This window comes from Aquimarina sp. TRL1 (genome assembly GCF_013365535.1).
Lineage (GTDB): Bacteria > Bacteroidota > Bacteroidia > Flavobacteriales > Flavobacteriaceae > Aquimarina > Aquimarina hainanensis.
In genome coordinates this window covers 5,273,356-5,298,064 of sequence record NZ_CP053590.1, presented here as the reverse complement: position 1 = coordinate 5,298,064, position 24,709 = coordinate 5,273,356, and the positions used below count along the sequence as shown (strand labels likewise).

27 protein-coding genes are annotated in these 24,709 nt (G+C 35.6%); 6 read left to right on the top strand and 21 right to left on the bottom strand.

The window, feature by feature from the left end; all coding sequences use genetic code 11:
- Positions 1–18: 18 nt before the first annotated feature.
- The 5 genes from HN014_RS21820 to HN014_RS21800 form a co-directional block, all read right to left on the bottom strand.
- Complete coding sequence (locus HN014_RS21820) at positions 19–678, bottom strand: YggS family pyridoxal phosphate-dependent enzyme (protein ID WP_176030947.1); 660 nt, start codon at positions 676–678, stop codon at positions 19–21.
- Between the two features lie 44 nt (positions 679–722).
- Positions 723–1,967 carry a DUF1015 domain-containing protein gene (locus HN014_RS21815; RefSeq protein ID WP_176030946.1) on the bottom strand — a complete coding sequence of 415 codons (1,245 nt, stop codon included), beginning with the start codon at positions 1,965–1,967 and terminating at the stop codon, positions 723–725.
- Positions 1,967–2,572: a M23 family metallopeptidase gene (locus tag HN014_RS21810; RefSeq protein WP_176030945.1), complete on the bottom strand. Its 606-nt coding sequence runs from the start codon at positions 2,570–2,572 to the stop codon at positions 1,967–1,969. Before HN014_RS21810 ends, HN014_RS21815 begins: the two co-directional genes overlap by 1 nt.
- Before the next feature lie 14 nt (positions 2,573–2,586).
- The gene (locus HN014_RS21805) at positions 2,587–3,480 is read right to left on the bottom strand and encodes a 3-hydroxybutyryl-CoA dehydrogenase (protein ID WP_176030944.1); all 894 of its coding nucleotides are present in this window, start codon (positions 3,478–3,480) and stop codon (positions 2,587–2,589) included.
- Between the two features lie 62 nt (positions 3,481–3,542).
- Complete coding sequence (locus HN014_RS21800; protein WP_176030943.1) at positions 3,543–4,505, bottom strand: Gfo/Idh/MocA family protein; 963 nt, start codon at positions 4,503–4,505, stop codon at positions 3,543–3,545.
- A 144-nt stretch (positions 4,506–4,649) separates the two neighbouring features.
- Here HN014_RS21800 and HN014_RS21795 point away from each other — a divergent pair, with 144 nt between their 5' ends.
- Complete coding sequence (locus HN014_RS21795; RefSeq protein WP_176030942.1) at positions 4,650–5,297, top strand: protein-L-isoaspartate(D-aspartate) O-methyltransferase; 648 nt, start codon at positions 4,650–4,652, stop codon at positions 5,295–5,297.
- Between the two features lie 34 nt (positions 5,298–5,331).
- Here HN014_RS21795 and smpB read toward each other — a convergent pair whose 3' ends face one another.
- Both smpB and HN014_RS21785 read right to left on the bottom strand, forming a co-directional pair.
- Positions 5,332–5,796 carry an SsrA-binding protein SmpB gene (smpB, locus tag HN014_RS21790; RefSeq protein WP_176030941.1) on the bottom strand — a complete coding sequence of 155 codons (465 nt, stop codon included), beginning with the start codon at positions 5,794–5,796 and terminating at the stop codon, positions 5,332–5,334.
- A gap of 147 nt (positions 5,797–5,943) precedes the next feature.
- Positions 5,944–6,303, bottom strand: a complete 360-nt coding sequence (locus tag HN014_RS21785; RefSeq protein WP_176030940.1) for a DUF3887 domain-containing protein — start codon at positions 6,301–6,303, stop codon at positions 5,944–5,946.
- A 453-nt stretch (positions 6,304–6,756) separates the two neighbouring features.
- Between HN014_RS21785 and HN014_RS21780 the strand changes: the two genes are divergently transcribed.
- Positions 6,757–7,509, top strand: coding sequence for a DUF6503 family protein (locus HN014_RS21780; protein ID WP_176030939.1), 753 nt, complete (start codon positions 6,757–6,759; stop codon positions 7,507–7,509).
- Here the strand turns inward: HN014_RS21780 and HN014_RS21775 are convergent.
- The 6 genes from HN014_RS21775 to clpB all read right to left on the bottom strand — a co-directional run bounded on the left by HN014_RS21775 (position 7,506) and on the right by clpB (position 14,069).
- Positions 7,506–8,015: a phosphoglycerate mutase family protein gene (locus HN014_RS21775; RefSeq protein ID WP_176030938.1), complete on the bottom strand. Its 510-nt coding sequence runs from the start codon at positions 8,013–8,015 to the stop codon at positions 7,506–7,508. The two genes, HN014_RS21780 and HN014_RS21775, sit on opposite strands and share 4 nt — an antisense overlap.
- Before the next feature lie 4 nt (positions 8,016–8,019).
- Positions 8,020–9,105 (bottom strand): esterase-like activity of phytase family protein, encoded by a 1,086-nt coding sequence (locus HN014_RS21770; protein WP_176030937.1) that lies wholly within the window; start codon positions 9,103–9,105, stop codon positions 8,020–8,022.
- Between the two features lie 353 nt (positions 9,106–9,458).
- Positions 9,459–9,953, bottom strand: coding sequence for a thioesterase family protein (locus HN014_RS21765; RefSeq protein WP_176030936.1), 495 nt, complete (start codon positions 9,951–9,953; stop codon positions 9,459–9,461).
- A gap of 62 nt (positions 9,954–10,015) precedes the next feature.
- Positions 10,016–10,612 carry a TetR/AcrR family transcriptional regulator gene (locus tag HN014_RS21760; RefSeq protein ID WP_176030935.1) on the bottom strand — a complete coding sequence of 199 codons (597 nt, stop codon included), beginning with the start codon at positions 10,610–10,612 and terminating at the stop codon, positions 10,016–10,018.
- A 95-nt stretch (positions 10,613–10,707) separates the two neighbouring features.
- A complete protein-coding gene (locus HN014_RS21755) occupies positions 10,708–11,292 on the bottom strand; it encodes a hypothetical protein (RefSeq protein WP_176030934.1) in 585 nt (194 codons plus the stop codon).
- A 176-nt stretch (positions 11,293–11,468) separates the two neighbouring features.
- On the bottom strand, positions 11,469–14,069 hold the full coding sequence (gene clpB / locus HN014_RS21750; RefSeq protein WP_176030933.1) for an ATP-dependent chaperone ClpB: 2,601 nt from the start codon (positions 14,067–14,069) through the stop codon (positions 11,469–11,471).
- A 211-nt stretch (positions 14,070–14,280) separates the two neighbouring features.
- Here clpB and ytxJ point away from each other — a divergent pair, with 211 nt between their 5' ends.
- The gene (gene ytxJ / locus HN014_RS21745) at positions 14,281–14,673 is read left to right on the top strand and encodes a bacillithiol system redox-active protein YtxJ (protein ID WP_176030932.1); all 393 of its coding nucleotides are present in this window, start codon (positions 14,281–14,283) and stop codon (positions 14,671–14,673) included.
- Here the strand turns inward: ytxJ and HN014_RS21740 are convergent.
- The 5 genes from HN014_RS21740 to fahA form a co-directional block, all read right to left on the bottom strand.
- Entirely contained in the window at positions 14,666–15,055 is a 390-nt protein-coding gene (locus HN014_RS21740; protein WP_176030931.1) for a group III truncated hemoglobin, read from the bottom strand. The two genes, ytxJ and HN014_RS21740, sit on opposite strands and share 8 nt — an antisense overlap.
- Before the next feature lie 6 nt (positions 15,056–15,061).
- Complete coding sequence (locus HN014_RS21735) at positions 15,062–15,340, bottom strand: hypothetical protein (protein WP_176030930.1); 279 nt, start codon at positions 15,338–15,340, stop codon at positions 15,062–15,064.
- Between the two features lie 83 nt (positions 15,341–15,423).
- Entirely contained in the window at positions 15,424–16,023 is a 600-nt protein-coding gene (locus HN014_RS21730; RefSeq protein WP_176030929.1) for a Crp/Fnr family transcriptional regulator, read from the bottom strand.
- A gap of 6 nt (positions 16,024–16,029) precedes the next feature.
- Positions 16,030–17,217: a hypothetical protein gene (locus HN014_RS21725; protein WP_176030928.1), complete on the bottom strand. Its 1,188-nt coding sequence runs from the start codon at positions 17,215–17,217 to the stop codon at positions 16,030–16,032.
- A 106-nt stretch (positions 17,218–17,323) separates the two neighbouring features.
- Positions 17,324–18,607 carry a fumarylacetoacetase gene (gene fahA, locus HN014_RS21720; protein WP_176030927.1) on the bottom strand — a complete coding sequence of 428 codons (1,284 nt, stop codon included), beginning with the start codon at positions 18,605–18,607 and terminating at the stop codon, positions 17,324–17,326.
- Between the two features lie 104 nt (positions 18,608–18,711).
- Here fahA and glyA point away from each other — a divergent pair, with 104 nt between their 5' ends.
- Positions 18,712–20,001, top strand: coding sequence for a serine hydroxymethyltransferase (gene glyA / locus HN014_RS21715; RefSeq protein ID WP_176030926.1), 1,290 nt, complete (start codon positions 18,712–18,714; stop codon positions 19,999–20,001).
- 92 nt (positions 20,002–20,093) lie between these two features.
- On the opposite strand, the gene HN014_RS21710 is transcribed toward glyA, so the two are convergent.
- The gene (locus HN014_RS21710) at positions 20,094–20,699 is read right to left on the bottom strand and encodes a carboxymuconolactone decarboxylase family protein (RefSeq protein WP_176030925.1); all 606 of its coding nucleotides are present in this window, start codon (positions 20,697–20,699) and stop codon (positions 20,094–20,096) included.
- Positions 20,700–20,904: 205 nt separating this feature from the next.
- Here HN014_RS21710 and HN014_RS21705 point away from each other — a divergent pair, with 205 nt between their 5' ends.
- Together HN014_RS21705 and HN014_RS21700 are read left to right on the top strand one after the other, a co-directional pair.
- Entirely contained in the window at positions 20,905–22,758 is a 1,854-nt protein-coding gene (locus HN014_RS21705; RefSeq protein ID WP_176030924.1) for a tetratricopeptide repeat protein, read from the top strand.
- Between the two features lie 13 nt (positions 22,759–22,771).
- Positions 22,772–23,524, top strand: a complete 753-nt coding sequence (locus HN014_RS21700) for a LytTR family DNA-binding domain-containing protein (protein ID WP_176030923.1) — start codon at positions 22,772–22,774, stop codon at positions 23,522–23,524.
- Here the strand turns inward: HN014_RS21700 and HN014_RS21695 are convergent.
- Together HN014_RS21695 and HN014_RS21690 are read right to left on the bottom strand one after the other, a co-directional pair.
- Positions 23,521–24,060 (bottom strand): GNAT family N-acetyltransferase, encoded by a 540-nt coding sequence (locus tag HN014_RS21695; RefSeq protein WP_176030922.1) that lies wholly within the window; start codon positions 24,058–24,060, stop codon positions 23,521–23,523. The two genes, HN014_RS21700 and HN014_RS21695, sit on opposite strands and share 4 nt — an antisense overlap.
- A 27-nt stretch (positions 24,061–24,087) precedes the next feature.
- Entirely contained in the window at positions 24,088–24,630 is a 543-nt protein-coding gene (locus HN014_RS21690) for a hypothetical protein (protein WP_176030921.1), read from the bottom strand.
- Positions 24,631–24,709: the final 79 nt, after the last annotated feature.

Here is a 24,709-nt window from a genome sequence, read left to right as displayed (position 1 = left end):
TTTTTTATACGGTTGTGGTTATACATAGTTTCTTTTTCCAAAAATAGAACTTCCAATACGAACCATGGTGCTACCGGAAGCAATGGCGACTTCATAATCCCCACTCATTCCTATGGATAGTGTTTTTAGTTGGGGGTATTGAGGAACCATTTCGTCGAATAGGTTTTTGATCACACTAAATTCTTGTCGAATCTGTTTTTGATTATCAGTAAAGGTAGCCATTCCCATAAACCCTTCGATATGAACATTGGATAAACTGCTGACCTCTTCAGAAGCTAATAGTGCTTGGGCATCTGAAGGAGAAAGTCCAAATTTACTCTCTTCTTCTGCGATTTTTATTTGTAACAGGCAATGGATGATCCGTTTATTTTTTAAGGCTTGCTTGTTGATCTCTTTTAATAGTTTTAAGCTATCAACTGCATGGATCAAGTGAACATATGGAGCCATGTACTTTACTTTATTTGTCTGTACATGCCCGATCATATGCCATAAAATATCCTGAGGAAGCTGCTCCCATTTTTCTGTCATCTCCTGAATTTTGTTTTCTCCGAATACTCGGTGTCCCGCCTGGTAGGCTTCTTTAATATCGGCGACAGGTTTGGTCTTTGATACAGCGACTAGGGTGATCTCTTTAGGTAATGATTCTTGTATGTCTTGCAGATTAGATGTAATGCTCATAATGTCTCTTTCTAAGATACTTCTTTTATGGGGTATCAACGAATTTATTTTTCAAATTCATAAATAGTGATCCCACTTCTTAATTTAGGCTCAATATACGTGCTTTTTGGAGGCATGGTCAAGCCCTCATCGGCTATATTTTTCATTTGTTCAACAGTCGCAGGAAATAAACCAAAACCTGCTTTGAATTCCCCGGAGTCAACTTTTGTTTTTACATAAACAATGTCATTTTTTCCATGAGAGTATTCGATTCTGTCATCAGTACGAAGATCTGTTATGTTTAAGATGGGTTCAAGAATTGTTTTGAACAGAATATGAGCGTCTAGAGAATCTAATGCAGTATTAAATTCGTAGATTGTTTTTCTCAGATACAAAGAGTAAAACTCTCCTTCCAGGTATAAGCTAAAATGATGAGGTTTACTGGGTTTGTACACTTCAATTCCTCGATTTTCGATACGGAACCACTCATCCAGACGAATTAAAAATTCTTCTTTAGTAAGTCCGTTCAGATCTTTAATAAGGCGATTGAATTCATATATCCGAAGTTCGGATTCGGGAATCAGGTAACTCATAAAGAAATTATAGGCTTCTGTTCCTGTATGATTAGAATTTTCTTCTTTCAGGTCTTTGGAAAGTAAATAAGAAGAAGCGGATCGATGATGTCCGTCAGCAATATAGATGGTTTCCATAGCTGCAAACTCTTTTTCGATCTGCCGGAGAATTTCCGGTTGATTGATTTGCCATAAATAATGAGTGTCTCTGTAGGTGGTGGTAAACTCATATTCGGCTCTTTCTGCTACTGTATTTTTTATGATTGAGGTTATGATGTCATTATCTGGGTAGGTGAGAAGCACAGGTTCTGCATTAAAACCTACTGTACGGAGATATTCTTTAAAGGTGGTTTCCCGATCCTGAATCGTATCCTCATGCTTTTTGATAACATTGTTCTCATAATCTTCGGCACTTGCGGCTGCTACAATACCACAAAAAGATTCCTGTTCCCTGTTGACAATCTTATACACATAATACGAGGTCTGTTGATCCTGAATAAAAATGTCGTCTTCCTTGAATTCCAAATACCTGTTTCGGACGAGCTTATATCGCTCTTCTCCCGAAATTACTTTTTGGTATTTGTAACCAGGGTTTACGATATGCAGAAAAGAATACGGATTATGCGTCATTCTGGAATCCCGTTCTTCTGGAGTATAACTTTGATAAGAGCGAGAGGCGATTAATCCTACTTTGTCTCTGGTGGGTCTGACTGCTTTAAAAGGTTTAATGGTAGCCATTAGTTTGAATTTATAAAATTTGTAGGATGTATATATCCTTTAGTATCATTGGAATATCCTTGTCCGATATCCATAAAGATATGATTTCTTATTTCCAGGTGTAAATGTGCGTAATATTTTCCATGGGCATTCCCTATAGTACCAATAGGTGTTCCTTTATGGAGTAAATCTCCTTTTTTGACCGCTATGGTATGACAATGTGCATAGACAGATTCATAATAGGAGCCTTGGTATTGATGAATAATACGAATTACATGTCCCCATCCGCCTCCGATATCCTGAGCAAAGGATACATATCCATTGGCAATGGCATAAATAGGATCGCCTAAATCACTATTTCCTCCCTTGATTCCATTCCAGTCTTCTCCCAAATGTGCATTTTCTCCAAAATGTTGCGCATTGTAATACCCTTTGGCATCAGGTTTGCCAACGGGGAAATCAAAACTACTGGCGATATAGGTTGGGTGTTTTTTAAAAAGATGATCCAGCTGCGGGTACTGCTGAGTATATGGAGAGGGACTTTTAGACATAGTAGCTAAACTTCCTTGCTCTTTTTTACAGCATATCTGTAATAAACAAATAAAAAGAAGGAAGTTTAGCTTCATAAAGTCATAAGAGATTATGCAAATTGCGTTGCTATTTTTTCCGCTTTTCTGCTCTCTGCATAGTCATAAAAGCCTTCTCCGCTTTTGATTCCTAGCTTACCGGCAGTTACCATATTTACTAACAGAGGGCAAGGTGCGTATTTCGGATTTTTAAACCCTTCGTACATTACATTTAATATAGAAAGACAAACATCTAATCCAATGAAGTCAGCTAATTGTAAGGGGCCCATTGGATGAGCCATTCCCAATTTCATTACAGTGTCAATTTCCTGAACTCCGGCCACTCCATTGTATAAAGTCTCAATAGATTCATTAATCATAGGCATTAAAATTCTATTGGCTACGAACCCTGGATAATCATTTACTTCTACAGGAACTTTACCCAGTGTTTTGGAAAGCTCCATAATCGTATTAGTAACTTGGTCAGAAGTGTTATACCCTCTGATAATTTCTACTAACTTCATAATAGGTACAGGGTTCATAAAATGCATACCGATTACTTTGTCTTGCCTGGAAGCTTTTGTAGCAGCTGCTATCTGAGTAATCGAAATGGAAGAAGTATTTGTAGCAAGAACCGTATCTTCTCCGCAAACTTCATCCAGCTCTTTAAAAATGTTCAATTTCAATGGTACATTTTCTGTGGCAGCTTCTACTACCAGTTGTGCATATTCAACTCCTTCTTTGATGTCTGTAAAAGTGGTGATATTGCCAAGTGTTTCTTCTTTATCAGCTTCAGAAATCACTTCTTTTTTGATCATTCGATCGAGGTTTTTGGTAATGGTTGCAATTCCCCGGTTCAGTGATTCTTGAGAGATGTCAATTAATTGAACTTTGAAACCTTTTTGGGCGAATGTATGTGCGATACCATTCCCCATTGTTCCTGCGCCGATAACAGCTATATTTTTCATGTCGTTGTCTGTTTTATAAATATTCAGAAAATAGTATTTTCTATGATGATCAATGTTGTAATCTAGTTAAAGCAAGCGATAATTTGCAAAGCTACCTCCAGTGCTTTTTTACCTTGTTCGAGCGAGACAATAGGAGTGCTGTCATTTTTTATAGCCTCGGCAAAAGTATCCAACTCATCAAGGATTGCATTGTTACTGGGGACACTCGGATTATCAAAATAAATTTGTTTTTTTACCCCTTCTGCATTTTGCAAAATCATGGCAAAATCGTCAGGTTGTTCGGGAGCGTCTTTCATTTTTACGACTTCGCATTTCTTTTCGAAGAAGTCCACCGATATATAGGCATCTTTTTGGAAGAAACGCGCCTTTCTCATATTTTTTAAGGAAATCCGGCTGGCAGTAAGATTGGCAACACAGCCGTTTTCGAACTCTATTCTTGCATTTGCGATATCAGGTGTTTCGCTAATTACAGATACTCCGCTGGCACTAATGTTTTTTACTTCAGAATTCACTACGCTAAGAATAGCATCTATATCGTGAATCATTAAGTCCAGTACTACAGGCACATCTGTTCCTCTGGGATTAAATTCTGCCAGTCGATGTGCCTCAATAAACATAGGGTTGTCTATTTTTTTTGCCACCGAGGTATAGGCAGGATTAAATCGCTCTACATGACCGACTTGTCCTTTTACATTATATGTATTAGCTAGTTCAATAAGCGCTTCTGCTTCTTGTACAGTATTGGTAATAGGTTTTTCTATAAATACGTGTTTTCCTGCTTTAATAGCTTTCTTTGCAACTTCAAAATGGGCAAAAGTAGGAGTGACAATATCAATCACATCTACAGCATCTATTAAGGCTTCGGCAGAGTCGAAAGGGGTAAAACCAAATTCTTTGGCAATAGCTGCTACCTGTTCTTTATTGGGGTCATAGAACCCGACTAAATTATAATTTGTTGATTGTTCTAATAAACGTAAATGAATTTTACCAAGGTGCCCCGCACCAAGTACTCCTGCTTTGAGCATATTTCAAGGTTTTAGACAAAAATAACATTATTTATAAATTTTAATTCTTATTTGTATCTAAAATGTAAAATATTCCTTTTAGAAGTAAAATTGTATGAGAATCTTTAAAATCTTTACGTAATTTTGGCTATTCAAAAAACGCGAATGAGAGCTAAAGATACGTTAAAACAAGCTGGAAAAAGAAAACAACTGGTCAAGGTATTGATTGATAAAGGGATTAAGGATAAAAAGGTGTTAGAAGCCATTAATTCAATTCCCAGGCATTTGTTTATGGATTCTAGTTTTGAAGATCATGCGTATCAGGATAAGGCATTTCCAATTGGTGCGGATCAAACCATTTCACAGCCATATACGGTGGCTTTTCAGAGTGAATTAATGGAGGTTAAAAGTGGTGATAAGGTATTGGAAATAGGAACAGGTTCTGGGTATCAGACAGCTGTATTATGCGAATTAGGGACTAAAGTATATAGTATTGAGCGACAAAAAGAACTGTTTAAAAAAGCCAAACTGTTTCTTCCTAAAATCGGATATCGCCCCAAACAATTGATTTTTGGTGATGGGTATAAAGGATTAGCCGAATTTGCGCCTTATAAAGCTATTATTGTTACTGCGGGCGCTCCTTATGTTCCTAAACCTTTATTAAGTCAATTAGCAATAGGAGGGAGGTTGGTGATTCCTGTTGGAGAAAACGCTCAGATTATGACCTTGTTCATACGAAAAAGTGAGACACAATTCGAAAAACACGAGTTTGGAGAGTTTCGTTTTGTCCCGCTGTTAGAAGATAAAAACTAAAAAGTAAAAAGCCTTTGCCATTGCAAGGGCTTTTTTAATTGTTATACGCTTTTTTTATACGATCCAGATTTCTCTTATTATCTCTGTTTTTAATCGTTTCTCTTTTGTCGTAAAGCTTTTTCCCTTTGGCGAGTACAATATCTAATTTAGCAAGCCCCCGTTCATTAATAAATAATCGGGTAGGAATAATGGTAAGACCGCTATTCTTTACTTCTTTTTCAAGCTTTTTTAATTCTTTTTTATTCAGGAGTAATTTTCGTTCACTCTTAGGATTGTGATTAAAATACGTCGCATGCGAATATTCTTCGATATGCATATTGATCACGAATAGTTCTCCCCCATTGTGGAATTCACAAAAACTTTCGGCAATACTGGCTTTTCCTTCTCGAATTGCTTTAATCTCTGTTCCTGCCAGTTTAATTCCGGCAGTGTATTTATCTAAGAATTCGTATTCGAATTTTGCCTTTCTGTTTAATATATTAATTCTGTTCTGACCCACGAGTTGATTTTTAATACTATTTCGGTAACGCTGTAAGCGCCCATAAAGCGAGGTAATATTTTATGGAACATCTTATAAGATGGCTGTAAAAATACAAAGCTTTCTCGAAAAGAAAGCTTTGTTATAGGATATATCTATAAAATTCGCCTATAATTGATCAAATTGAATAGATATTATTTTGTCTTGATCGTCCAGTAATAATTCCATGGACAGGCTTGCTTTCTCAAATGTAGCAGTATACGTATGTACTTTTCCCGAAGTGTTTTGGAATTCGGTTTGGGTTAATTTCCCAAATTGACTATAACATCCTTTTACAAAGGCAGCGACTCCTTCTTTTGTTATGTCATTTTGCGTTTCGGGAGTGTACAGTTCAAAAATAGCTGCTGCATCTTGCTGGTTAAAGTGTTCTGTAAATGAGGTGGTTACTTTTTTGTAAGCATCGGCTTCCTGTGCAGTAATAGTCATTGATAGAACTGTAGAAAATAATAAAATAAGGGTATGTTTCATGAGTGTATTTTTTGGGGTTTGTTAGATTGCAAAATTACTAAAAAATCTTTTTTGTTAACATATCTCTACTCAGGAAGGGGTGGTTTTGTATGAAGGAGTATACCGGATTAAATCTGGTCTGACGAGTGCAGAAAAGTAAGAAGGGAAGGTTTGCAGAGGAATTGGAAGTTGCACCGGTTATTTAGAGAGAGGTACAACAGACGTTGAGAAAAACAAGTGCTGCCTTTTCGATACGTTTCAGTGTATTGGCACCTTGATTATTGGGGGATACGATAGTCGTACTTGTAATGCTTTAACAAAATTCTAGCATAAATGATTAGAATAAAGAGTACTTTCGTTATTACAGATGTACCTTGAGATTTGTACTGAGGTACTTTAAAAGAAATAAGTTTTTAATAGTAAGGAGGCTTCCTGAAATTGTAACATCTCACTATGTGAGTAAAATAAGTAGTTATGGTTCGTTTTTTATTTTTTTCGTTTTTTTTCGTGATTCATGTTTCGGTATTTTCTTATCAGCAGACGGCGCAGGAAATTGTAGATAAAGCAATCGAAAAGGCTGGAGGAACGGTATTCGATCAATCTGTGATTCATTTTTCCTTTAGAGGGAAACAGTATAGAAGTGAACGAAGAAAAGGAGTGTACCAATTGGAGCGCAAGGTTGTATCAGATACAAAAGAAGTGCACGATGTAGTGAGTAATAAAGGATTATTGCGGCGTGTGAATGGATGTGCGGTTACAGTTGCAGATTCTTTGGTGACTAAAATCAGTGATGGGGTAAACTCAGTGCACTATTTTGCAATGCTTCCGTATGGATTAAATGCTGCTGCAGTGAATAAAACCCTGGCAGGAGAGACGGTATTAAAGGGGGAACCTTATTACAAGATAAAAGTAACTTTTGATCAGGAAGGAGGAGGAACGGATTATGAAGACGAATTTATGTATTGGATACATAAAGAGCGTTATACCGTTGACTATCTGGCGTATAAATATGCGGTTAATGGCGGGGGAATTCGCTTTAGAGAAGGATATAATCCACGAGTGGTTTCAGGCATTCGATTTGCAGATTATAAAAATTATAAAACGGAGGTCTTGCATACAGATTTGTCTCAATTGGATACATTGTTTGAGACCGGGAAATTAAAGCAGGTTTCTGTTATTGCCTTAGAAGATATTCATGTGTATGTACTGAAAGAAGATTGCTGTTAATTAATGTCCAATACAGTTTCTGTAATTTGATCTCCTGTGATTTTGATAATAAATAATTTGCCGTAATCTTCATGTTCGAGATCATCGTATTTCTTTTTTTGCAATAGCGTGTTTATAAAAGAAGGGATGGTATTAGAGTGCCCGATAATTACGGTAGTTTTTCCTTTTGTTTTTTGTTTAAAATCTTTCGATAATAGCTTGTTGGGAGCGTATGTGGTTATTGGTACCTTATTTTTTTGGGCGATAGGTGTAGCTGTTAGTTTTGTTCGTAGAAATTGAGTGCTGTATACGTAATCAATTGAGGAGGGAGCTAAAATAGCTGCCCACTTTTTTGCTCTGATATTTCCTTTTTCGGTAAGCATAGGATTTGGGTTTCTGGGGTCACTGAGGTCTTTTTCTGCATGCCGAATCAAGAAGTAAGTTGTTGTTTCTGATGCGGTAGAAGTAGTGGGAGAGGAGCAACCAATAATAAAGATGGAAAAGAGAAATATACAGATGTGTTTCATAGGATTATTTTTTAATGATCAATTCCATGAGGATAAATTGGTTGATCTGGATATCTGATGGATTGAAGTTATTGTCAGCAATAAGAATGAGAGATGGGTTGCCATTAGGAAGGGTAGGACCTATCGTAATACCTTCTATATTGTCTACTATGTTATTTGTTAATTTTGCTCTGACGCTTTCAAAATCAAAGAGTAATTTTTTGGAAGCACTGGAATAAGGGGCATCGGATAAAGAGGTCTGATGAAGGGTGTTGGTTGCATTTTTCTTATCAGCTACATAGAGTTTGACAGTATTTCCCTGTGTTCCGTAGCCGGATACATATCCTCGTTCCAGGATGATAAAAAGATCAGTAGTGATTTGTACCAGTCCGGTAATCCCATTGACTCCGAATTTTCCTTTTGGATCTCTTGCTAGCTTGTCCAGTGGGTAAGTAAATTGAAATGAAGGAGTTTTGCTCTTTTTGTCAAAGAAAGTGATTCTAGCGGGAGCCCCCTGATGCAGGAATGAAGGTTCTTCTCCGTCCTTTTGTAAAGGAAGCTCCATAGATGCCCAAAATCCCTTATTGTGTATGTCAGGGGTTAATCCCTCGAAAACAGCATTGTGTCTGGGGGCATTGCTCCCTGTAGCAAGCAGGTTGTCGGGAAGCTTGAAAGCATCTATGAAAGTACCGTTGAGCTCCGTAGTGAATATAGCAGGATTGCTATTGTTTTTAACAGACCCCTCACTGGTAAAAACCAATGTATTATTATCAGACAGTCGCAATGCTTCCAGATCCAGGGTTTTTTCTTCTGGGTTTTGAACTTTAATCGGAGCAGTAAAACGGATGTCTTCTATTTTGTTATTATTGATCTCTATAGAAGCTTTGTAGAATCTGGGATGTCTGGCGTCATCACATACGATATAATATTGATCGCTTTTTGGGTCATAATCAATACTGGAAAGCCCTCCAATTCTGGAACTACTAAATACAGTATCATTCTGTACAACATACTCGTCATGGAACTTTATGGAGATGTGTTTTCTGCTTTTGCAAGCAGTTAGGGTAATAAGAAAAAAGAATAAAAAATGAAAAAAGATACTTCTGAACATGCTGATTATTTATGATTGTAAAAGTACTGTTTTTTGCTTTCAGAAGATGGAAATAGGGTGTTATTATACGGTATAAAAAATATAAAAGAGACGTTATCATGGGTATGATGAAGTCTCTTTGTATATAGGTGATATGATAAATTAAATGAATTCTGGAAAAATGTTGCTGTTTTCCCTAATAGGTCTATTCAAAAATGCCTAATTGCCAGGACACGACAAGCATTGATAAAAGGGCGATTATAAAAAATCCAATAAAAACATAATAAACTCTTTTTCTGGAAGAATTTATCCTTTTCGAGAATTTCATAGTGATGTATTTAATTGATTGATGTACTCTATAAGACGCCAAAAAACTAAAAAAGTTGCATTTTTTTGGATTTAATTTCTAAAATTCTTTCATCAAAGCTTTTTGCTTCAACAGGAGACTTAACTGATTCAAAAAGAGATAGTAACTGTTCATTGTGGTTCCATTTTTTTTGCTTTAGTAGATTAAAGTGAATGAATGTACTCCACAACACTGCTTTTAACTCTGTTTTATCTTCATTGAGCATCCTGATTTCTACTTGTAGCATGTTTTTATCAAAATTGATTAATTGTGATTCGATGCATACTTTCTCCATGGTAAATGCAGGCTTGAGATAAGCAATCTGATTGCTTCCGACTACCCAGCTTACTCCTTGGTTCTTTGCCATTTCAAAAATGTCAATTTGATAATGTTCTGCTACCTGATCTTCCCGGGCGTTGATCATATAATTGAGGTAAGAGGCGTTGTTTAGGTGGTTAAAAGGATCACAATCTTGAAATCGTATTCTGGCAAAACTGTTTAAAATTTTAGGTAAGGTCTTCATTATCTTTGTTTTTGTTAGTGAATAATTTTATACCAATCGGTATATTTTAGGTTAAAAAAATATTATTTTTTTATTTCATTCAGGATCATTTGATCCACTTTATCCATAATTGAAGAAAGATAGTTTTCGTCATTCATGGTATAGGTCATAAATACGGCTCCCTGGATCATTGTATAAATTTGTTTAGCATATAGCCAGGAATCTATAGCGGGTTTAATTTCTCCTTCTTTTTTTCCTTGTTCAATAATTTTTACCAGATTCTTTTGTATTCTTTCTATGGTATACTGAACATGTGCAAACAGTTCTGTGTTTTGATTATTAGCATCTACTCCCATATTTATAATAGGACATCCACCGTATTCATAGATGTAATCATAATAGTTGCGATAGAACTTAGTAAGTAAGGTCAATTTTTCAAAAGGCGAGTCACTTCTGTTTTGGTACTCTGTAATCCTGCGAAGTACTCCCTTTACGACCATATTAAAGGCTTCAATAGCGAGTTCTTCTTTGTTTTTGAAATTTCCATAGATAGCGCCTTTAGTGAGTCCAGTAGCTTTGGTAATATCACTAAGACTTGTAGCTGCATACCCGTTTTTATTAAAAATAGGGGCTACTTTCTTAATAATAAATGCCTTTGTCTGATCTGCTTTACTCGCCATAAAATTTACTTCTGAAACAAAAGTATCAAAAAAATAATACCAATCGGTATATTTTTATGTTAATTCTTTTTAAAATTTATAAAAGCAGAGAGGGGTTAGTGCATTTCTCTTGCTACCATACAGTTATCGGTACTTTTCTTGCTTTTGTAGTCAAGGAGAATTTTGTATTTTTTTAGGATGTCCTGACTTTGATTGCATCGTATTTTTTTAGAAGATACGGAGTTGGTTTTTATCGGTTGGTTGTTTTTGGTTTGGTATTCTTTTACTTTACACAAGATAGATTTTTCCTTGTCAAAATAATATCTTTTTTCCATCGTATGAGTAATATCAATAGGGTCTGGAGACTCTTTATATGTTTTGTAATGAGTTGTATGTGTAGTGAGTTGAAAAAAGAGCTGATTGTTCCATACATAATACTCATCTTTATGGCTAATATGATTCTGAGTATATGTGTGAAGAATGTGTTTTAGTTCGCTGCTGTTGTAATAATAAGTTATTATCCCACTTTCCGTAAAATCCTTGCAAAAATAAGAACTGTTTTCTTTGCTAAAAGAATTGCTCCCTATCAACTCTCTAATAACTTCATATTTTGTAGAAATATCAGAAATAATGCCCTTTTGATCCTGACTTTCTACATTTAAACAGCTCAATAATAGTACTGTTATACAAAATGTTCTCATCGGAGGCAATTTAGTTAAAACTTTTTCTTTTTTCAGAAAAAATTATCACCAAAATTACGGTTTTTTTGTTGATATCTTGTTGGAAACCATTAATGTATCGTGTGGTATTTATAAAAAAAGCAATAAACCGGATGGCTTATTGCTTTTTTATTTAACACAAATTAATCAAAATTGCTTTAAGAAACTAGGTCTGTTTGGTTTCTAAATATCAATGCATCGTCAAATGCATCAATAAGGATAATGCTATCTGTAGAGACATTTCCTGCTAATATTTCTTTAGAAAGAGCATTGAGCACTTCTTTTTGAATGACTCTTTTTACGGGTCTGGCTCCAAACTCAGGCTGGAACCCTTTTTCTGCTAAAAGGGAAATGGCGTCATTTGTGGCATCTAAGGTAATTTGCTGCTGAGCCAGCATGGCAGATACCTGTTTTAATTGCAGGGCAACTACCTTTGTAATATCTACTTTAGTCAATGGAGTAAAGGTTATGATATCGTCTATTCGGTTTAGAAATTCCGGACGAATGGATTGTTTCAGTAGTTCTAATACTTCTGTTTTAGCCATATCCATAGCTGTTTCCAGGTCAGGGATATTTTCTAGTTTTTCCTGTATAATGTGACTCCCCATATTACTGGTCATAATAATAATGGTATTTCTGAAATCAGCAGTTCTTCCTTTATTATCTGTAAGCCTTCCTTCATCTAGTACCTGTAATAAGATATTAAAGGTATCGGGATGTGCTTTTTCTATTTCATCAAGTAGAATTACAGAATAGGGTTTACGTCTGACAGCTTCTGTGAGTTGCCCTCCTTCGTCATAACCTACATATCCTGGAGGGGCTCCTACTAATCTGCTGACGGCATGTCTCTCCTGATATTCACTCATATCTATTCTGGTCATGGCGCCTTCATCATCAAATAAATACTCTGCAAGAGCTTTTGCTAATTCTGTTTTTCCTACCCCTGTAGTTCCTAAGAAAAGAAAAGAACCGATAGGCTTTTTCTGATCTTGTAATCCAGCACGGCTTCTGCGGACAGCATCACTTACAGCTTGTATGGCTTCTGATTGTCCGACAACTCTTTTTTGTAACTCCTTTTCTAACTGAAGTAGCTTTTCCCGCTCACTTTGCAGCATTTTAGTTACCGGAATACCTGTCCATTTAGCAACCACTTCGGCAATGTCATCATTGGTTACTTCTTCTTTTATAAGTGATGATTTACTTTGCTGCTCTAACAGTTGTTTTTGTAAGGATTCCAGTTTTTCCTGCGCTTCTTTTATTTTTCCATAGCGCAATTCAGCAACACTGCCATAATCTCCATTTCGTTCAGCTCTTTCAGCTTCTAACTTATATTCCTCAATGTCTTTTTTAGTCATTTGGATGGCATCCACTACTTCTTTTTCACTTTGCCATTTAGAAAAAATATCATTTCGTTCTTCTTTTATATTGGCGAGATCAGCGTATAGGGATTTTAACTTCGTTTCGTCATTTTCTCTTTTGATCGCTTCAATTTCAATTTCTAATTGCATAATTTTTCTATCCAGAACATCCAATTCTTCTGGTTTAGAGTTGATTTCCATTCGAAGTTTTGAAGCGGCCTCATCAATCAGGTCAATTGCTTTATCAGGTAAAAAACGATTGGTGATATATCGCTGTGATAGCTCTACGGCTGCAATAATCGCTTCATCTTTGATGCGTACTTTGTGATGTGTTTCGTATTTTTCTTTGATTCCCCGAAGAATAGAAATGGCACTTTCGGTATCTGGTTCGTCTACAATAACTTTCTGAAAACGCCTTTCTAATGCTTTGTCTTTCTCAAAGTATTTTTGGTACTCATCCAGTGTGGTGGCTCCAATAGCTCTGAGTTCTCCTCTTGCCAAAGCAGGTTTTAGGATATTTGCAGCATCCATTGCGCCTTGTCCGCCACCTGCACCGACAAGTGTATGTATCTCATCAATGAATAAAACGATGTCTCCATTACTGGTTGTTACTTCTTTGACAACAGCTTTTAATCGTTCTTCAAATTCTCCTTTGAATTTGGCACCGGCGATCAATGCACCCATATCCAGAGAGAAAATTTGCTTGTTTTTTAAATTTTCGGGAATATCTCCGGCAATGATACGGTGAGCTAAGCCTTCTGCAATGGCTGTTTTTCCAACTCCGGGTTCCCCGATAAGAATTGGGTTGTTTTTGGTACGTCTTGACAAAATCTGAAGTACTCTTCTGATTTCTTCATCTCTTCCGATGACAGGATCCAGTTTTCCGCTTTCTGCTAATTGGTTTAGGTTTTTTGCGTATTTATTTAAAGACTGGTAGGTGTCTTCTGCATTTTGAGAAGTAACACGCTCTCCATTTCTGATTTCATTAATAGCAGCAGTAAGATCTTTTTCGGTGACTCCTTGATCTTTTAATATCTGTGCTACTTTGCTGGAAGATTTAAAAATTGCTAATAAGAGATGTTCTATAGAAACGTATTCATCATTCATTTTCTTAGCAACAATACTAGCTTCATTTAGTGATTTTCCTGCTTCTCTTGATAGTTGAAGCTCTCCTCCGGAAACTTTAGGGAAGCTTTGTAAGGTGCTATCTACTACTTGCTGTAGCAATGATAAATTGACATTTAATTTTTTTAATATAAAAGGAAGTACATTCTCATCGACGGTAGAAATCGCCTTGAAAATATGTTCGTTCTCTATTTGTTGATGACCATAGCCCTGCGCTAATTGCTGCGCCTGCTGAATGGCTTCCTGTGATTTTATGGTGAAATTATTAAAGTTCATATGTGCTTTTCTTTTTCTTTTGTTGAGAAGGAATCAAATTACATACCTCTGTAATAAAGAAGTCAAAATGTCTGTTTTTGTGGTTTTTTGAAAGACAAAATGACAGTTTGTAAAGAATTGTATGGTAGATCGACTAATTTGTCACAGAACTGTTTCATGAAGAAGCATTTCATTAGATTTGTAATAATAAAGAACGATACTTACATTATTTATGGGGATATTTGATAAAATCTTCGGGTCAGGAGAGAAGAAAGAAGAGACCAAAAAGGAATTACCATGGAAGCAATTAACTGCTATGGAGCAATTGGATGAGATAGAAAAAGCATCACATTCCAAATTACAGGCTATTTTTAAACACTCTACACGATGTGGAATTAGTGGAATGGTAATTCGCAGTTTTGAAAGAAGTTTTGATTTGACAGGAGAAGACGTGGATTTGTATTACTTGGATTTGCTAAATCACAGAGATATTTCGTCAGAAATAGCAGCTAAATTCCAGGTGTATCACGAATCCCCTCAGTTTATTGTTATCAGAAAAGGACAGACAGTCCATCATGCATCTCATAGTGCTATTACCCCGCAGGTGTTGCATCAGTTTATGTAGCGGGGCGTTTTTCATACATTTTTAAGAACAGACCGGTAGCCATTTTACGTGCTCGGTTTTTAGCCAGTTCTGCTTTTTCACCACTGAATAAGTTGTCCAGTGTTGTGATCCATAGCTGAAGCCAGATACCGAATTGCTCGTTGGTAATACTGTGATTGAATGTTTTATCTACTTTTTGATGAACAGCTACCGGATTTCCTTTGAATTTTGGGACAAATAATAAATTTGTTTCCCAAAAATCAGTAAGTCTGTCGAGATGTGTATCCCAGTCAGAAATCATATGATTAAATATGGGACCTAAGATTTCATTCTCTCTCACTTTTTTATAAAAAGAGGTGATGAGAAGATAAATGTCGTCTCTGTTTTCTATGTCGTTCTTCATTTGTTTTTAGAATAACGCGTTAACTATGCATAGAAGTGTATTGACTCCCAGGCTGACAAGTAATGAATTAAATACAAATTTAGGCTTTAATTGCGCAAGAATCGAAGCATTGAAGAACATACTTACAAAAACACAGGCAGATAATTCTATAACTTGTAAGGTAGACCGCTCTTGCATTAAGATAAGCATAGCTGCTACAGAGCCCAGACAACTGGATAAAATAATCATTAATGGGATATATGCCATGTATAATTCTTTGAAATCATTGAGGAATTTTGAGTACATAATGTTGTTTTTTTTATATACTCAAAGGTACGCTTGACGACAGCTATTAATTTATGATCTGGATCATAAAGGCGTCGGATGGATCAGCGATATACTTTCCGATTTTTAATAAGGAGTTCTCCTTTTTGTTCTAGTTTTTTGATACCTCTAATAACGGTTTCTACTCTTAGTCCTGTAAGATCTGCCAGTTGCTGTCGAGTGAGTGTAACTTTGTAGCTCTTAGGTGCTGTATTGCCTTGCGCTTCTTGTTTTTTGAAGTAATCCAAAATCCGGAGAATACGATGTTCGGGTTCTTGTGTGGAAATTTCCGATACCATAATGGCTTTATAATAGAGTCGGGAGGCTAGTGTACTGGTGAATTTATGATGAATTGTAGGGTGCTCTTCTAGCAGTTTAAGGAATTTCTCTTTTGGGAGCAACCATACTTCTGAAGCAGTAATTGCTTCTGCATTTGCAGGATATTTAAAATCTGAAAATAAAGGGGGCTCGCCAAAGCTTTTGTCTTTAGCGAAGATCCCTTGTATAAACTCTTTTCCTTCATCGTTATAATTATTCATCTTGATTTCTCCCGAAGCTACCTGATAATAAAAAATAGCATGTGATCCTTCGTGAAACAATACTTCACCTTTGTCATATTTTTTTAGAGTAGCACCTGCTTTTGCAAGTAATTCGGGGTCAATCATATTGTTTTAATTAAAACGATACCTGGTAATAATACCTTTTAGTTTGTTTTTTAAATCCTCTCCTGAGTCGTATACCATCTGCTCATTAGAAGGAAATGGAACTGCCTGTAACCCCAAAAATCGAACAAGTTCATCTTCCAGGGCTCTTCTGTCTCCGGAATGATTCGCATAAATATGCTCAAAAACATATTCACTGCTTAGCGGAAAAGCATCCAGAAGTTGTTTGGTTCTTAGGTTTCTATACTGGACATTCCCAACCACATTAGCAGCTTTGAATTGCTGAAATTCATAATAAGTACATCGAACGGTTTTTGTTTTGTCTACTTTTACTTTATTTCCCTCTTTATCTATTACGACCTCGCCATTTTCATCCAGTAAATACTCCCATCCATCAGTGATTACTTTTTCTCTGGAGAGTTCTCTTTCCCGTACTCGTTCCGGAGAGATGTTGATTTCCCGAAACGCTACTTCCATACTGTAATCGTATTTGATTCGGGATTGGGCTTTACTGTGATATACAGTCCAAAGATCATCTAATCCATAGGTGCTGAAATTGAGCATGTCTTCTTCAAGACGTCTAGGGATAATGACATCTGTTTTGTTTTTCATATTTACAATTACGAAATCAGTTCCTTTGAAGTGAGCTACTTCGATGAGCCTGTTCACGTCTTTGTAATTAGGATTGATTTTATTGAGGTAATTCAGGTCTTCGTATACCTTTCGGTACTCCATTTTGTTATGAGCACTTTCCAAAGCATTTTTCGAAGTAGTGTATAGATATTCAGATACTTTGTTTTTATACGATATAATCTGGGTATCGTATGATTTCATTTCAAAAACAGCATTTCTGTTTTCATTTACTATAAATAATGGCAGAATAGGTCTGATGCGTTCTTGTCTTGATTTTAGCTGCTGATAGGTTCTGAATATTTTTTCATAGTTCGCAGGGTTTTGATCTTTTTCCAGATAGGAAATTGTATTAATATCTCTGGCAACAACCTTGGCATAAGCATCTTCTAATAAAGGAATATAAGGCTGTTTTCTTTTTTTGTCTTTCCCTCTTTGTAATTGTTTTAAACTGCTTTGTATTACACTATCATAGTTCCCGGTATTCAAAGCTTCCTGATTTTTTTTGACACTGCTACAGGAACCTAATATCAGGGTAATACATAAAAAAAGTAATAATTTTTTCATAGGATCGGTTTATATGTCCACTATACGTTACAATTTTGGTGCCAAATAAGGTAATAAAAAAACCTCGGATATAAGCGTCCGAGGTTTTATGAATTGTTGGATCGTATTATTTTTTAGAAAAAACAGGAAGTAATTGAGAAGAAACTTCTCCAAATCCAATTCTTGTTCCTTCTTTTTCGCAATATCCTCTGATGATTACAGTATCATTGTCTTCTATAAACTTACGGCTGCCTCCTTCGTTTAGTTGAACAGGTTTCTCTCCTCTCCAGCTTAATTCCAACATAGAACCATAAGAATCTGGAGTAGGACCAGAAATGGTTCCACTTCCCATCATATCACCAGAATTAACAGGACACCCATTTACAGTATGATGTGCTAATTGCTGTGCCATATTCCAGTACATGTACTTAAAGTTGGTTTTGGAAACTACAGTTTCTTTTTTCTTCTCAGGTTGTATAGCAACCTCTAGTTTGATATCAAAACTTTTCTTACCCGTGTATTGCAGATAAGGTAGTTGCTCTTTTAAAGGTTTAGGACCATCTACACGATAAGGCTCTAAAGCATCCAGGGTTACAATCCAGGGAGAAATAGAAGAAGCAAAGTTTTTAGCCAGGAAAGGACCAAGAGGTACATATTCCCATTTTTGAATATCTCTGGCACTCCAGTCATTAAATAATACGAGACCAAAAATGTAATCCTCAGCTTCATCTACAGGAATTGGCTCTCCTAATTGATTCGCATCTGTAGTAATAAAAGCCATTTCTAACTCAAAATCTACTAATCTGGATGGGCCAAAAATAGGCGTATCAGAACCATTAATTAATTTTTGCCCCTGAGGTCTGTGCACAGGAATTCCCGAAGGAATAATAGAACTGCTGCGCCCGTGATATCCAACCGGAATATGTAGCCAGTTTGGAAGTAAGGCATTTTCAGGGTCTCTGAACATTTTTCCGACATTGGTAGCATGTTCAATACTACTGTAGAAATCCGTGTAGTCTCCTACAGTAACCGGAAGTTGCATTTCGATTTCGTCAAGTGCGAACAAGACTATTTTTCGATGCTCTTCATTGTTTTTTAACTGATCATTTTTAGCATCAAAAATATCGGCAATTCTATTTCTGACCAATCTCCAGGTTTTTTTTCCGTCAGAAATAAAGTCATTTAATGAGTCTTGTAAAAATATATCGTCTGTTAATGGGATACCTTCAAAATATCCCAACTGGTGTAAAGCACCTAAGTCTATGGCCGTATCTCCAATTCGGGTTCCTATAGTGATAATATCATCTCTGGTAAGAAACACTCCAAAAGGGATATTCTGAATAGGAAAATCCGTATTTGCAGGAGTTTCTATCCAGGTTTTTCTATTTGGGTCATTTGCGGTTATAGGCATTGTGATTTTTTTATGTATAATTATATGTCAAATATAAAGTTTTCATCGAATTTAAAGAATGTATTTGCTATTTTTGGTTTTTTTAAAATACAAATTGAAAATTCATGCAACGAGACGAACTAATTTTTGATTTAATCCAAGACGAAAAAGACCGTCAGGTTAATGGATTAGAACTTATTGCTTCAGAAAACTTTGTTAGTGAACAAGTAATGGAAGCGGCTGGATCTGTTTTAACTAATAAATATGCAGAAGGATACCCCGGAAAACGATATTACGGTGGGTGTGCTGTTGTAGATCAAGTGGAGCAAATAGCAATTGATAGAGCTAAAGAATTATTCGGTGCTGAATATGCAAATGTACAGCCCCATTCAGGTTCTCAGGCAAATACAGCAGTTTTTCATGCCTGCTTAAAGCCAGGAGATAAAATATTAGGATTTGATCTTTCTCATGGAGGACACCTTACTCATGGTTCTCCGGTTAATTTTTCCGGGAAATTATATACACCGGTATTTTATGGGGTTGAAGAAGAAACCGGAAGATTAAACTATGATAAGATTCTGGAAGTTGCTAAGGCAGAACAACCTAAATTAATTATAGCAGGAGCTTCTTCTTATTCTAGAGAAATTGACTATAAAAAATTCAGAGAGATAGCAGATAGTGTTGGAGCGATTCTAATGGCAGATATTGCACACCCGGCTGGACTTATCGCCAAAGGGCTTCTGGCGGATCCAATTCCTTACTGTCATATCGTAACGACTACTACTCATAAGACATTAAGAGGTCCCAGAGGAGGATTGATACTTATGGGGAAAGATTTTGATAACCCATTTGGAATTACCTTAAAGAGTGGAAAACTTCGCAAGATGTCTTCTATTTTGGATAGCGCTGTTTTTCCAGGAAATCAGGGTGGCCCTCTAGAGCATATTATCGCAGCCAAAGCAATTGCTTTTGGAGAAGCATTATCAGATGATTTCCTGCATTATATGGTACAGGTAAAGAAAAATGGAGCAGCAATGGCTCAGGAGTTTCATAAGAAAGGATACAATGTTATCTCTGATGGAACAGACAATCATATGATGTTGATTGATCTGCGTAATAAAAACGTGACAGGGAAAGAAGCAGAAGAAGCATTGGGAGTAGCAGATATTACTGTTAATAAGAATATGGTGCCATTTGATGATAAATCACCATTTGTAACTTCCGGAATAAGAATTGGAGTATCTGCAGTAACTACCAGAGGTTTAAAAGAGGATGATATGCTTACTATTGTAGATCTTATCGATCACGCGATTGCTAATGTAGGAAATGAAGAAGCCTTACATGCGATAGCAGATAAAGTTAATAAAATGATGACGGATAAGCCTTTGTTTGTAGCCAATCAATTACAAAGCTAATTCATAACCATTGATATAAATATAAAAACCATCTGTAAGCACAGATGGTTTTTATATTTATATCGGTTTTTTAATACCCTAATAATTCATTTTTATGAATGATTCCAGTTATCTGGATCACTACTGTTGTTAGGAGATAAGCCAATGATATCTCCTTTAGTATCTACTCCCAAACCAATTACAGTTCGGTTCACATAATTAAAATAACTAACGACCTGATTAATTTCCAGAATTTCTCCATCGGATAGCTGTTGACTGCGTAAACGTTCTATATCAGCTTGTGTAATCGTATTATGAGCTAAGGTGAGTTTTTTGGCATATCGCAATCCTTCTTGATATAAGTCCTGAAACAAATCTTCCCAGGAATCATTATGAAAACTATCGATTATTTTTTGATGCTTATTGTCATCATTTAATAACCGTTTTAAACCGGCAGCATGATGATCTACACAATATGAGCAATTATTTAGGTGACTAACAAAAACTCCCAGCGTTTCCAGGTACCATTTGGGCAAAGTATTATTAGCATTATGAAGTACGTTTTTATAGAGCCCCATATGACCAGTCAATGTATGAGGACGAAGGCTGTGAATAGATAAAACATTGTCAATGTTATTATTAGGACCTTTGATGCGATCATAAATCTTTTTTAGCTGCCCTTGCGCTTCTTCATAGGAAATTTCTTTTATCCAACTCATAGTCTTAGTAATGTTAGTGAGTCTTAAAAGTACACTTTATTGTTTATAAAAAAGGAAAATTCTGAGAATGCTTGGAGGTTTTTTAGATAAAGTGCTTTAAAAATCCATGAGTTGATTATTTTGGTATAGAAAAGAGGGGAAAATAAAGATCAAACTATTGATATTAGTAGTATATTTCCAAAAAAATTAATCTAAAAATGAAAGCATGGAGTTTTCTATGAGTTCTAAAAAGCTATTTTTTAGCGTTGTATGCTTCTTGAGTGTTTTAACAGGGTATGGGCAGGAAACTACAGTTATAGAAACAGAAGTAGCTACTGTACTGACTAAATCCCAAAAATTTATTCCTCAAAAATTAGATAGTGCTCTGATTTATGTCGAGAAAGCAGAAAAATTAGCCACACAGTCTACCGATAAAAATATTCATGCCCGAATTGCCATTCAAAAAGCGGGAGTGTACATATATCAGCGAAATTTAAAAGAAGCTTCGGCAGCATTAGCACCTTATAGAGAGGATACATCTTTGGATTCGATACTTATAGGAAAAGTGCATCAAAATATGGGAAGTGTCTTCCTTTCCGAAGGCAAAAAAGAAAAAGCTCTAGAACAGTATCTTCAGGCAATTCCCTTTTATGAACAGCAGAAGGATACATTGTCATTAAGTAAGATATATGCGAGTATAGGAAGTATCCAGTCTATGTCAAAAAATAATGAAGGAGCGATCGCTTATTTTACCAAAGCATTGACGTATAAAAATAATAATCCGATGCTAAGAGTACAGATTCTCTCGAATCTGTCTTTAGCACATTATAATACAAAAGCATATGATGAAGCGATAACAACGTCTAAAAAGGCACTCGTCATTGCAGAGAAAATAAACCATGCAGGTTTTTTAGCGATTATATACACTAATTTGTGTAATTTCTATAAAGAAACAAAAGCATATGATACAGGAATAACATATGGAGAAAAAGCACTGGCACTAAAAACAAAGCTAGGTCAGAAATCGAATCTGGAATATACATATAATAATATAGGATATTGCTTTTTAGGGAAGAAAGACTTTCAAAAAGCTAAACATTATTTTCTCAAAGCCTTGAGTTCTGCACCGCCTGAGAATCAATTGTATATTCTGAATAACTTAAAAGATGCTTCGAATGGACTACAAGAATATAAAGAAGCATTGCGTTATGCAGAACAATATGTACAGCTATCCGATTCATTACAGGTAGCCAAGGAAAAAACAAAAATTGCAGAAATTGTTACAAGATATGAGTCTGAAAAACAAGCACAACAGATCGAAGTTCTGCAAACTGAAAATGAATTGAAATCTTCCCGGATTCAGAATCAAAAGATATATGTAGCAGGAATAATACTATTGACTCTTTTATTGATTTCTATCCTTATTTTATGGAATAGAAACCAAAAAAATAAACAATTATTAAAACAGTTGCAGTTACAACAACGACTATTGCAAACTCAATTAAATCCGCATTTTTTATTCCATGCATTACAGAGTATACAGAATTATATTTTCAAAAATAAAAAAGAAGAATCCGTACAATATCTGGCTAGTTTTAGTACAGTAATGCGATCCGTATTAGAAAGTTCAGAGGAAGATTTTATTATAATGGAAAAGGAAGTGGATGTTTTATCCAAGTATTTGCACCTACAACAATTACATTATTCATTTGCATATAATATAGAGGTTGATGAAAGACTTCAGCAGGATAGTGTTCTTATCCCGACAATGTTTACCGAACCTTTTTTAGAGAATGCGGTTATACATGGAATTAAGAATGTAAAAAACGGATATATCAATGTGCGATATGCGTTAGTTAATAAAAACATTGAAGTAACCATTACAGATAATGGTAATGGTTTTCAGGAAGGAGCTTCTGATCATAACAAATTGCATAAATCGATGAGTTCTGATATTATTCAAAAACGAAGGGAAAATTATCAGAAGATTCATAATTTCCCTATAGAAGTACGGATAAAGTCTGATGAAAAAGGAAGTATTATTTCTATAAATTTCCCTTTAAAAGAAGAGATATTGTAAGTACTTTTGAGGTATGAGTATTTCTTTAAGTTGTATCATAATAGAAGATGATCATGGTACCAGGGATATGATCAGGGAACTTCTGGAACGTTCGTTTGATGATATCAAAATCGTAGCGGAAGCTTCAGAAATTGAGGAAGCAAAAAAAAAGATTATAAGTTATCAACCAGATTTTGTCATTCTGGATATTAACTTGAAAGATGGAAACTCTTTTGAGTTGCTTCGTTCTTTTGAAAATATACAATTTAAGATCATATTTGTTACCTCTTTTAGTACATATGCTATAGAAGCTTTCAGGTTCAGTGCTATTGATTATGTGATGAAACCTTTTGACCCTCAGGTGTTACTGCAGGCAGTAGAAAAAGTACAGAAAGAACATCAAAATGAACAATATCAGCTGCAGATCCGTTCCCTGTTAGACAATCTGCAACCGTCAGGAGAAAAAAAAATTGTTTTAAAAAATGCAGATGCGATTTATGTAGTACCCTTGGCAGAAATTATATATGCTAAGTCAGATAATAATTATACTACCTTTTTTACGAAAGATCAAAGAGAAATTTTGGTATCCAGATCGTTAAAAAGATATGAGGAAGATCTGAAGAACCATTCTTTTTTCAGAGTACATCAAACTTTTTTAATCAATTTGGCGTACATTACTTCTTTTTACAAGAAGAGAGAAGAAGTTATTCTAGATCAAAAACATGCAATACCTGTTGCGCAAAGTAAAAAAAAGGCATTATTACATATTATTGATACCCTTTTTTAAGAACGCTTTTTCTGGTATAAAAGGCAATCTTTTAAGTTGGGATAATCGCTTAACTTAGGATGTGTAAAAGTCGTTACTTTTTGCATTCCTATTTTAGTCATTATAAGCTCTGATTTTTTATTGATCACAGGAGCAACAGCATAGATACTATCCAATTGTAAGTAATCAAACCCATGTGCTAGACAGGCAAGTGCTCCTTCTGTGGCATATCCTTTATTCCAGCTACTTTTTTTGAGGCGCCACCCAATATCTACAAAGGAAGCAGGTGTTTCGAGATAAGTCTGTTCACAAAGTCCAATAAAACCAATACATTCCTGGGTATCCAGAATATCAACAGCAAAATAACAATATCCTTTTTCATCAAATGATTGCTGCATTCTGAGCATAAAGTCTTCGCTTTCTTTTCGAGTAGGCTTATAAGGAAAGAATTCCATCACAGCATCGTCTTGATTAATAGCTGCAAGTATTTCTATATCTTCCGATCTCCAATTGCGAAACCCTAAACGTTTGGAAGTGAAAATGTAAGAGTGAGTCATGTGTTTTTGATTATGGCTAAAACGATATTACAAATACTTGTTGCTACTTATAATCTTGATGGCTAAAAGCGCTAAAATGATAGCAGTTCCAATAGGAATGTAGTAGATTGATTGTGGCAATAATAACGCAATTAGCAGTGCTCCTATTGCAATTATGCCTGCGGCGATTAAATATCCAATTTCGTCATAAAACCAGGCGTATGGAAAAAAGTGAGCACCCGTAATAATGGCATATGCCATGATAAAATAATCAGGTTGCTTAAGCAAGACAAAAACAAGTAAGGGAAAGTAGAATAACTGAGCAAAGTTAAGCCATAATCCTAAAGGTTGTAACGGGTTGTCTTTGATTTTCCAATTCGTTTTAAAAACCTTGGATAGTCCAAAGGCTAACGGTAGCATGACAGTACCGAAAATAAATGTAATTACACTCTTGTTATATGGGGTGTAATCAAGCATCCAGATAAAAGAAATACCAATCCATACAATGGTTCCTGCGGTTATAAAATCAATCCCCTTTTTAGCTTGTTGCTGTATGGTTGATTTGATCACTCCAAAGTTGTTTTGTGTCATAGTTTTTATATATTGTTTAGAAGGGGAATAGAGTGTACGCTAATCGATACAAGATCCATTTCTATCCAAATATACAAAT

What these genes read in the sequence shown, in the direction of transcription:
- HN014_RS21805 (WP_176030944.1), bottom strand. Translation starts at nt 3,480, where the DNA reads ATGAAAAATATAGCTGTTATCGGCGCAGGAACAATGGGGAATGGTATC.
- glyA (WP_176030926.1), top strand. Translation starts at nt 18,712, where the DNA reads ATGCAACGAGACGAACTAATTTTTGATTTAATCCAAGACGAAAAAGAC.
- HN014_RS21810 (WP_176030945.1), bottom strand. Translation starts at nt 2,572, where the DNA reads ATGAAGCTAAACTTCCTTCTTTTTATTTGTTTATTACAGATATGCTGT.
- clpB (WP_176030933.1), bottom strand. Translation starts at nt 14,069, where the DNA reads ATGAACTTTAATAATTTCACCATAAAATCACAGGAAGCCATTCAGCAG.
- HN014_RS21755 (WP_176030934.1), bottom strand. Translation starts at nt 11,292, where the DNA reads ATGAGAACATTTTGTATAACAGTACTATTATTGAGCTGTTTAAATGTA.
- HN014_RS21785 (WP_176030940.1), bottom strand. Translation starts at nt 6,303, where the DNA reads ATGAAACATACCCTTATTTTATTATTTTCTACAGTTCTATCAATGACT.
- HN014_RS21770 (WP_176030937.1), bottom strand. Translation starts at nt 9,105, where the DNA reads ATGTTCAGAAGTATCTTTTTTCATTTTTTATTCTTTTTTCTTATTACC.
- ytxJ (WP_176030932.1), top strand. Translation starts at nt 14,281, where the DNA reads ATGGGGATATTTGATAAAATCTTCGGGTCAGGAGAGAAGAAAGAAGAG.
- HN014_RS21740 (WP_176030931.1), bottom strand. Translation starts at nt 15,055, where the DNA reads ATGAAGAACGACATAGAAAACAGAGACGACATTTATCTTCTCATCACC.
- HN014_RS21795 (WP_176030942.1), top strand. Translation starts at nt 4,650, where the DNA reads ATGAGAGCTAAAGATACGTTAAAACAAGCTGGAAAAAGAAAACAACTG.
- HN014_RS21775 (WP_176030938.1), bottom strand. Translation starts at nt 8,015, where the DNA reads ATGAAACACATCTGTATATTTCTCTTTTCCATCTTTATTATTGGTTGC.
- HN014_RS21815 (WP_176030946.1), bottom strand. Translation starts at nt 1,967, where the DNA reads ATGGCTACCATTAAACCTTTTAAAGCAGTCAGACCCACCAGAGACAAA.
- HN014_RS21760 (WP_176030935.1), bottom strand. Translation starts at nt 10,612, where the DNA reads ATGGCGAGTAAAGCAGATCAGACAAAGGCATTTATTATTAAGAAAGTA.
- HN014_RS21695 (WP_176030922.1), bottom strand. Translation starts at nt 24,060, where the DNA reads ATGACTCACTCTTACATTTTCACTTCCAAACGTTTAGGGTTTCGCAAT.
- fahA (WP_176030927.1), bottom strand. Translation starts at nt 18,607, where the DNA reads ATGCCTATAACCGCAAATGACCCAAATAGAAAAACCTGGATAGAAACT.
- HN014_RS21820 (WP_176030947.1), bottom strand. Translation starts at nt 678, where the DNA reads ATGAGCATTACATCTAATCTGCAAGACATACAAGAATCATTACCTAAA.
- HN014_RS21725 (WP_176030928.1), bottom strand. Translation starts at nt 17,217, where the DNA reads ATGAAAAAATTATTACTTTTTTTATGTATTACCCTGATATTAGGTTCC.
- HN014_RS21705 (WP_176030924.1), top strand. Translation starts at nt 20,905, where the DNA reads ATGGAGTTTTCTATGAGTTCTAAAAAGCTATTTTTTAGCGTTGTATGC.
- HN014_RS21780 (WP_176030939.1), top strand. Translation starts at nt 6,757, where the DNA reads ATGGTTCGTTTTTTATTTTTTTCGTTTTTTTTCGTGATTCATGTTTCG.
- HN014_RS21800 (WP_176030943.1), bottom strand. Translation starts at nt 4,505, where the DNA reads ATGCTCAAAGCAGGAGTACTTGGTGCGGGGCACCTTGGTAAAATTCAT.
- HN014_RS21700 (WP_176030923.1), top strand. Translation starts at nt 22,772, where the DNA reads ATGAGTATTTCTTTAAGTTGTATCATAATAGAAGATGATCATGGTACC.
- HN014_RS21765 (WP_176030936.1), bottom strand. Translation starts at nt 9,953, where the DNA reads ATGAAGACCTTACCTAAAATTTTAAACAGTTTTGCCAGAATACGATTT.
- HN014_RS21735 (WP_176030930.1), bottom strand. Translation starts at nt 15,340, where the DNA reads ATGTACTCAAAATTCCTCAATGATTTCAAAGAATTATACATGGCATAT.
- HN014_RS21690 (WP_176030921.1), bottom strand. Translation starts at nt 24,630, where the DNA reads ATGACACAAAACAACTTTGGAGTGATCAAATCAACCATACAGCAACAA.
- HN014_RS21730 (WP_176030929.1), bottom strand. Translation starts at nt 16,023, where the DNA reads ATGATTGACCCCGAATTACTTGCAAAAGCAGGTGCTACTCTAAAAAAA.
- HN014_RS21710 (WP_176030925.1), bottom strand. Translation starts at nt 20,699, where the DNA reads ATGAGTTGGATAAAAGAAATTTCCTATGAAGAAGCGCAAGGGCAGCTA.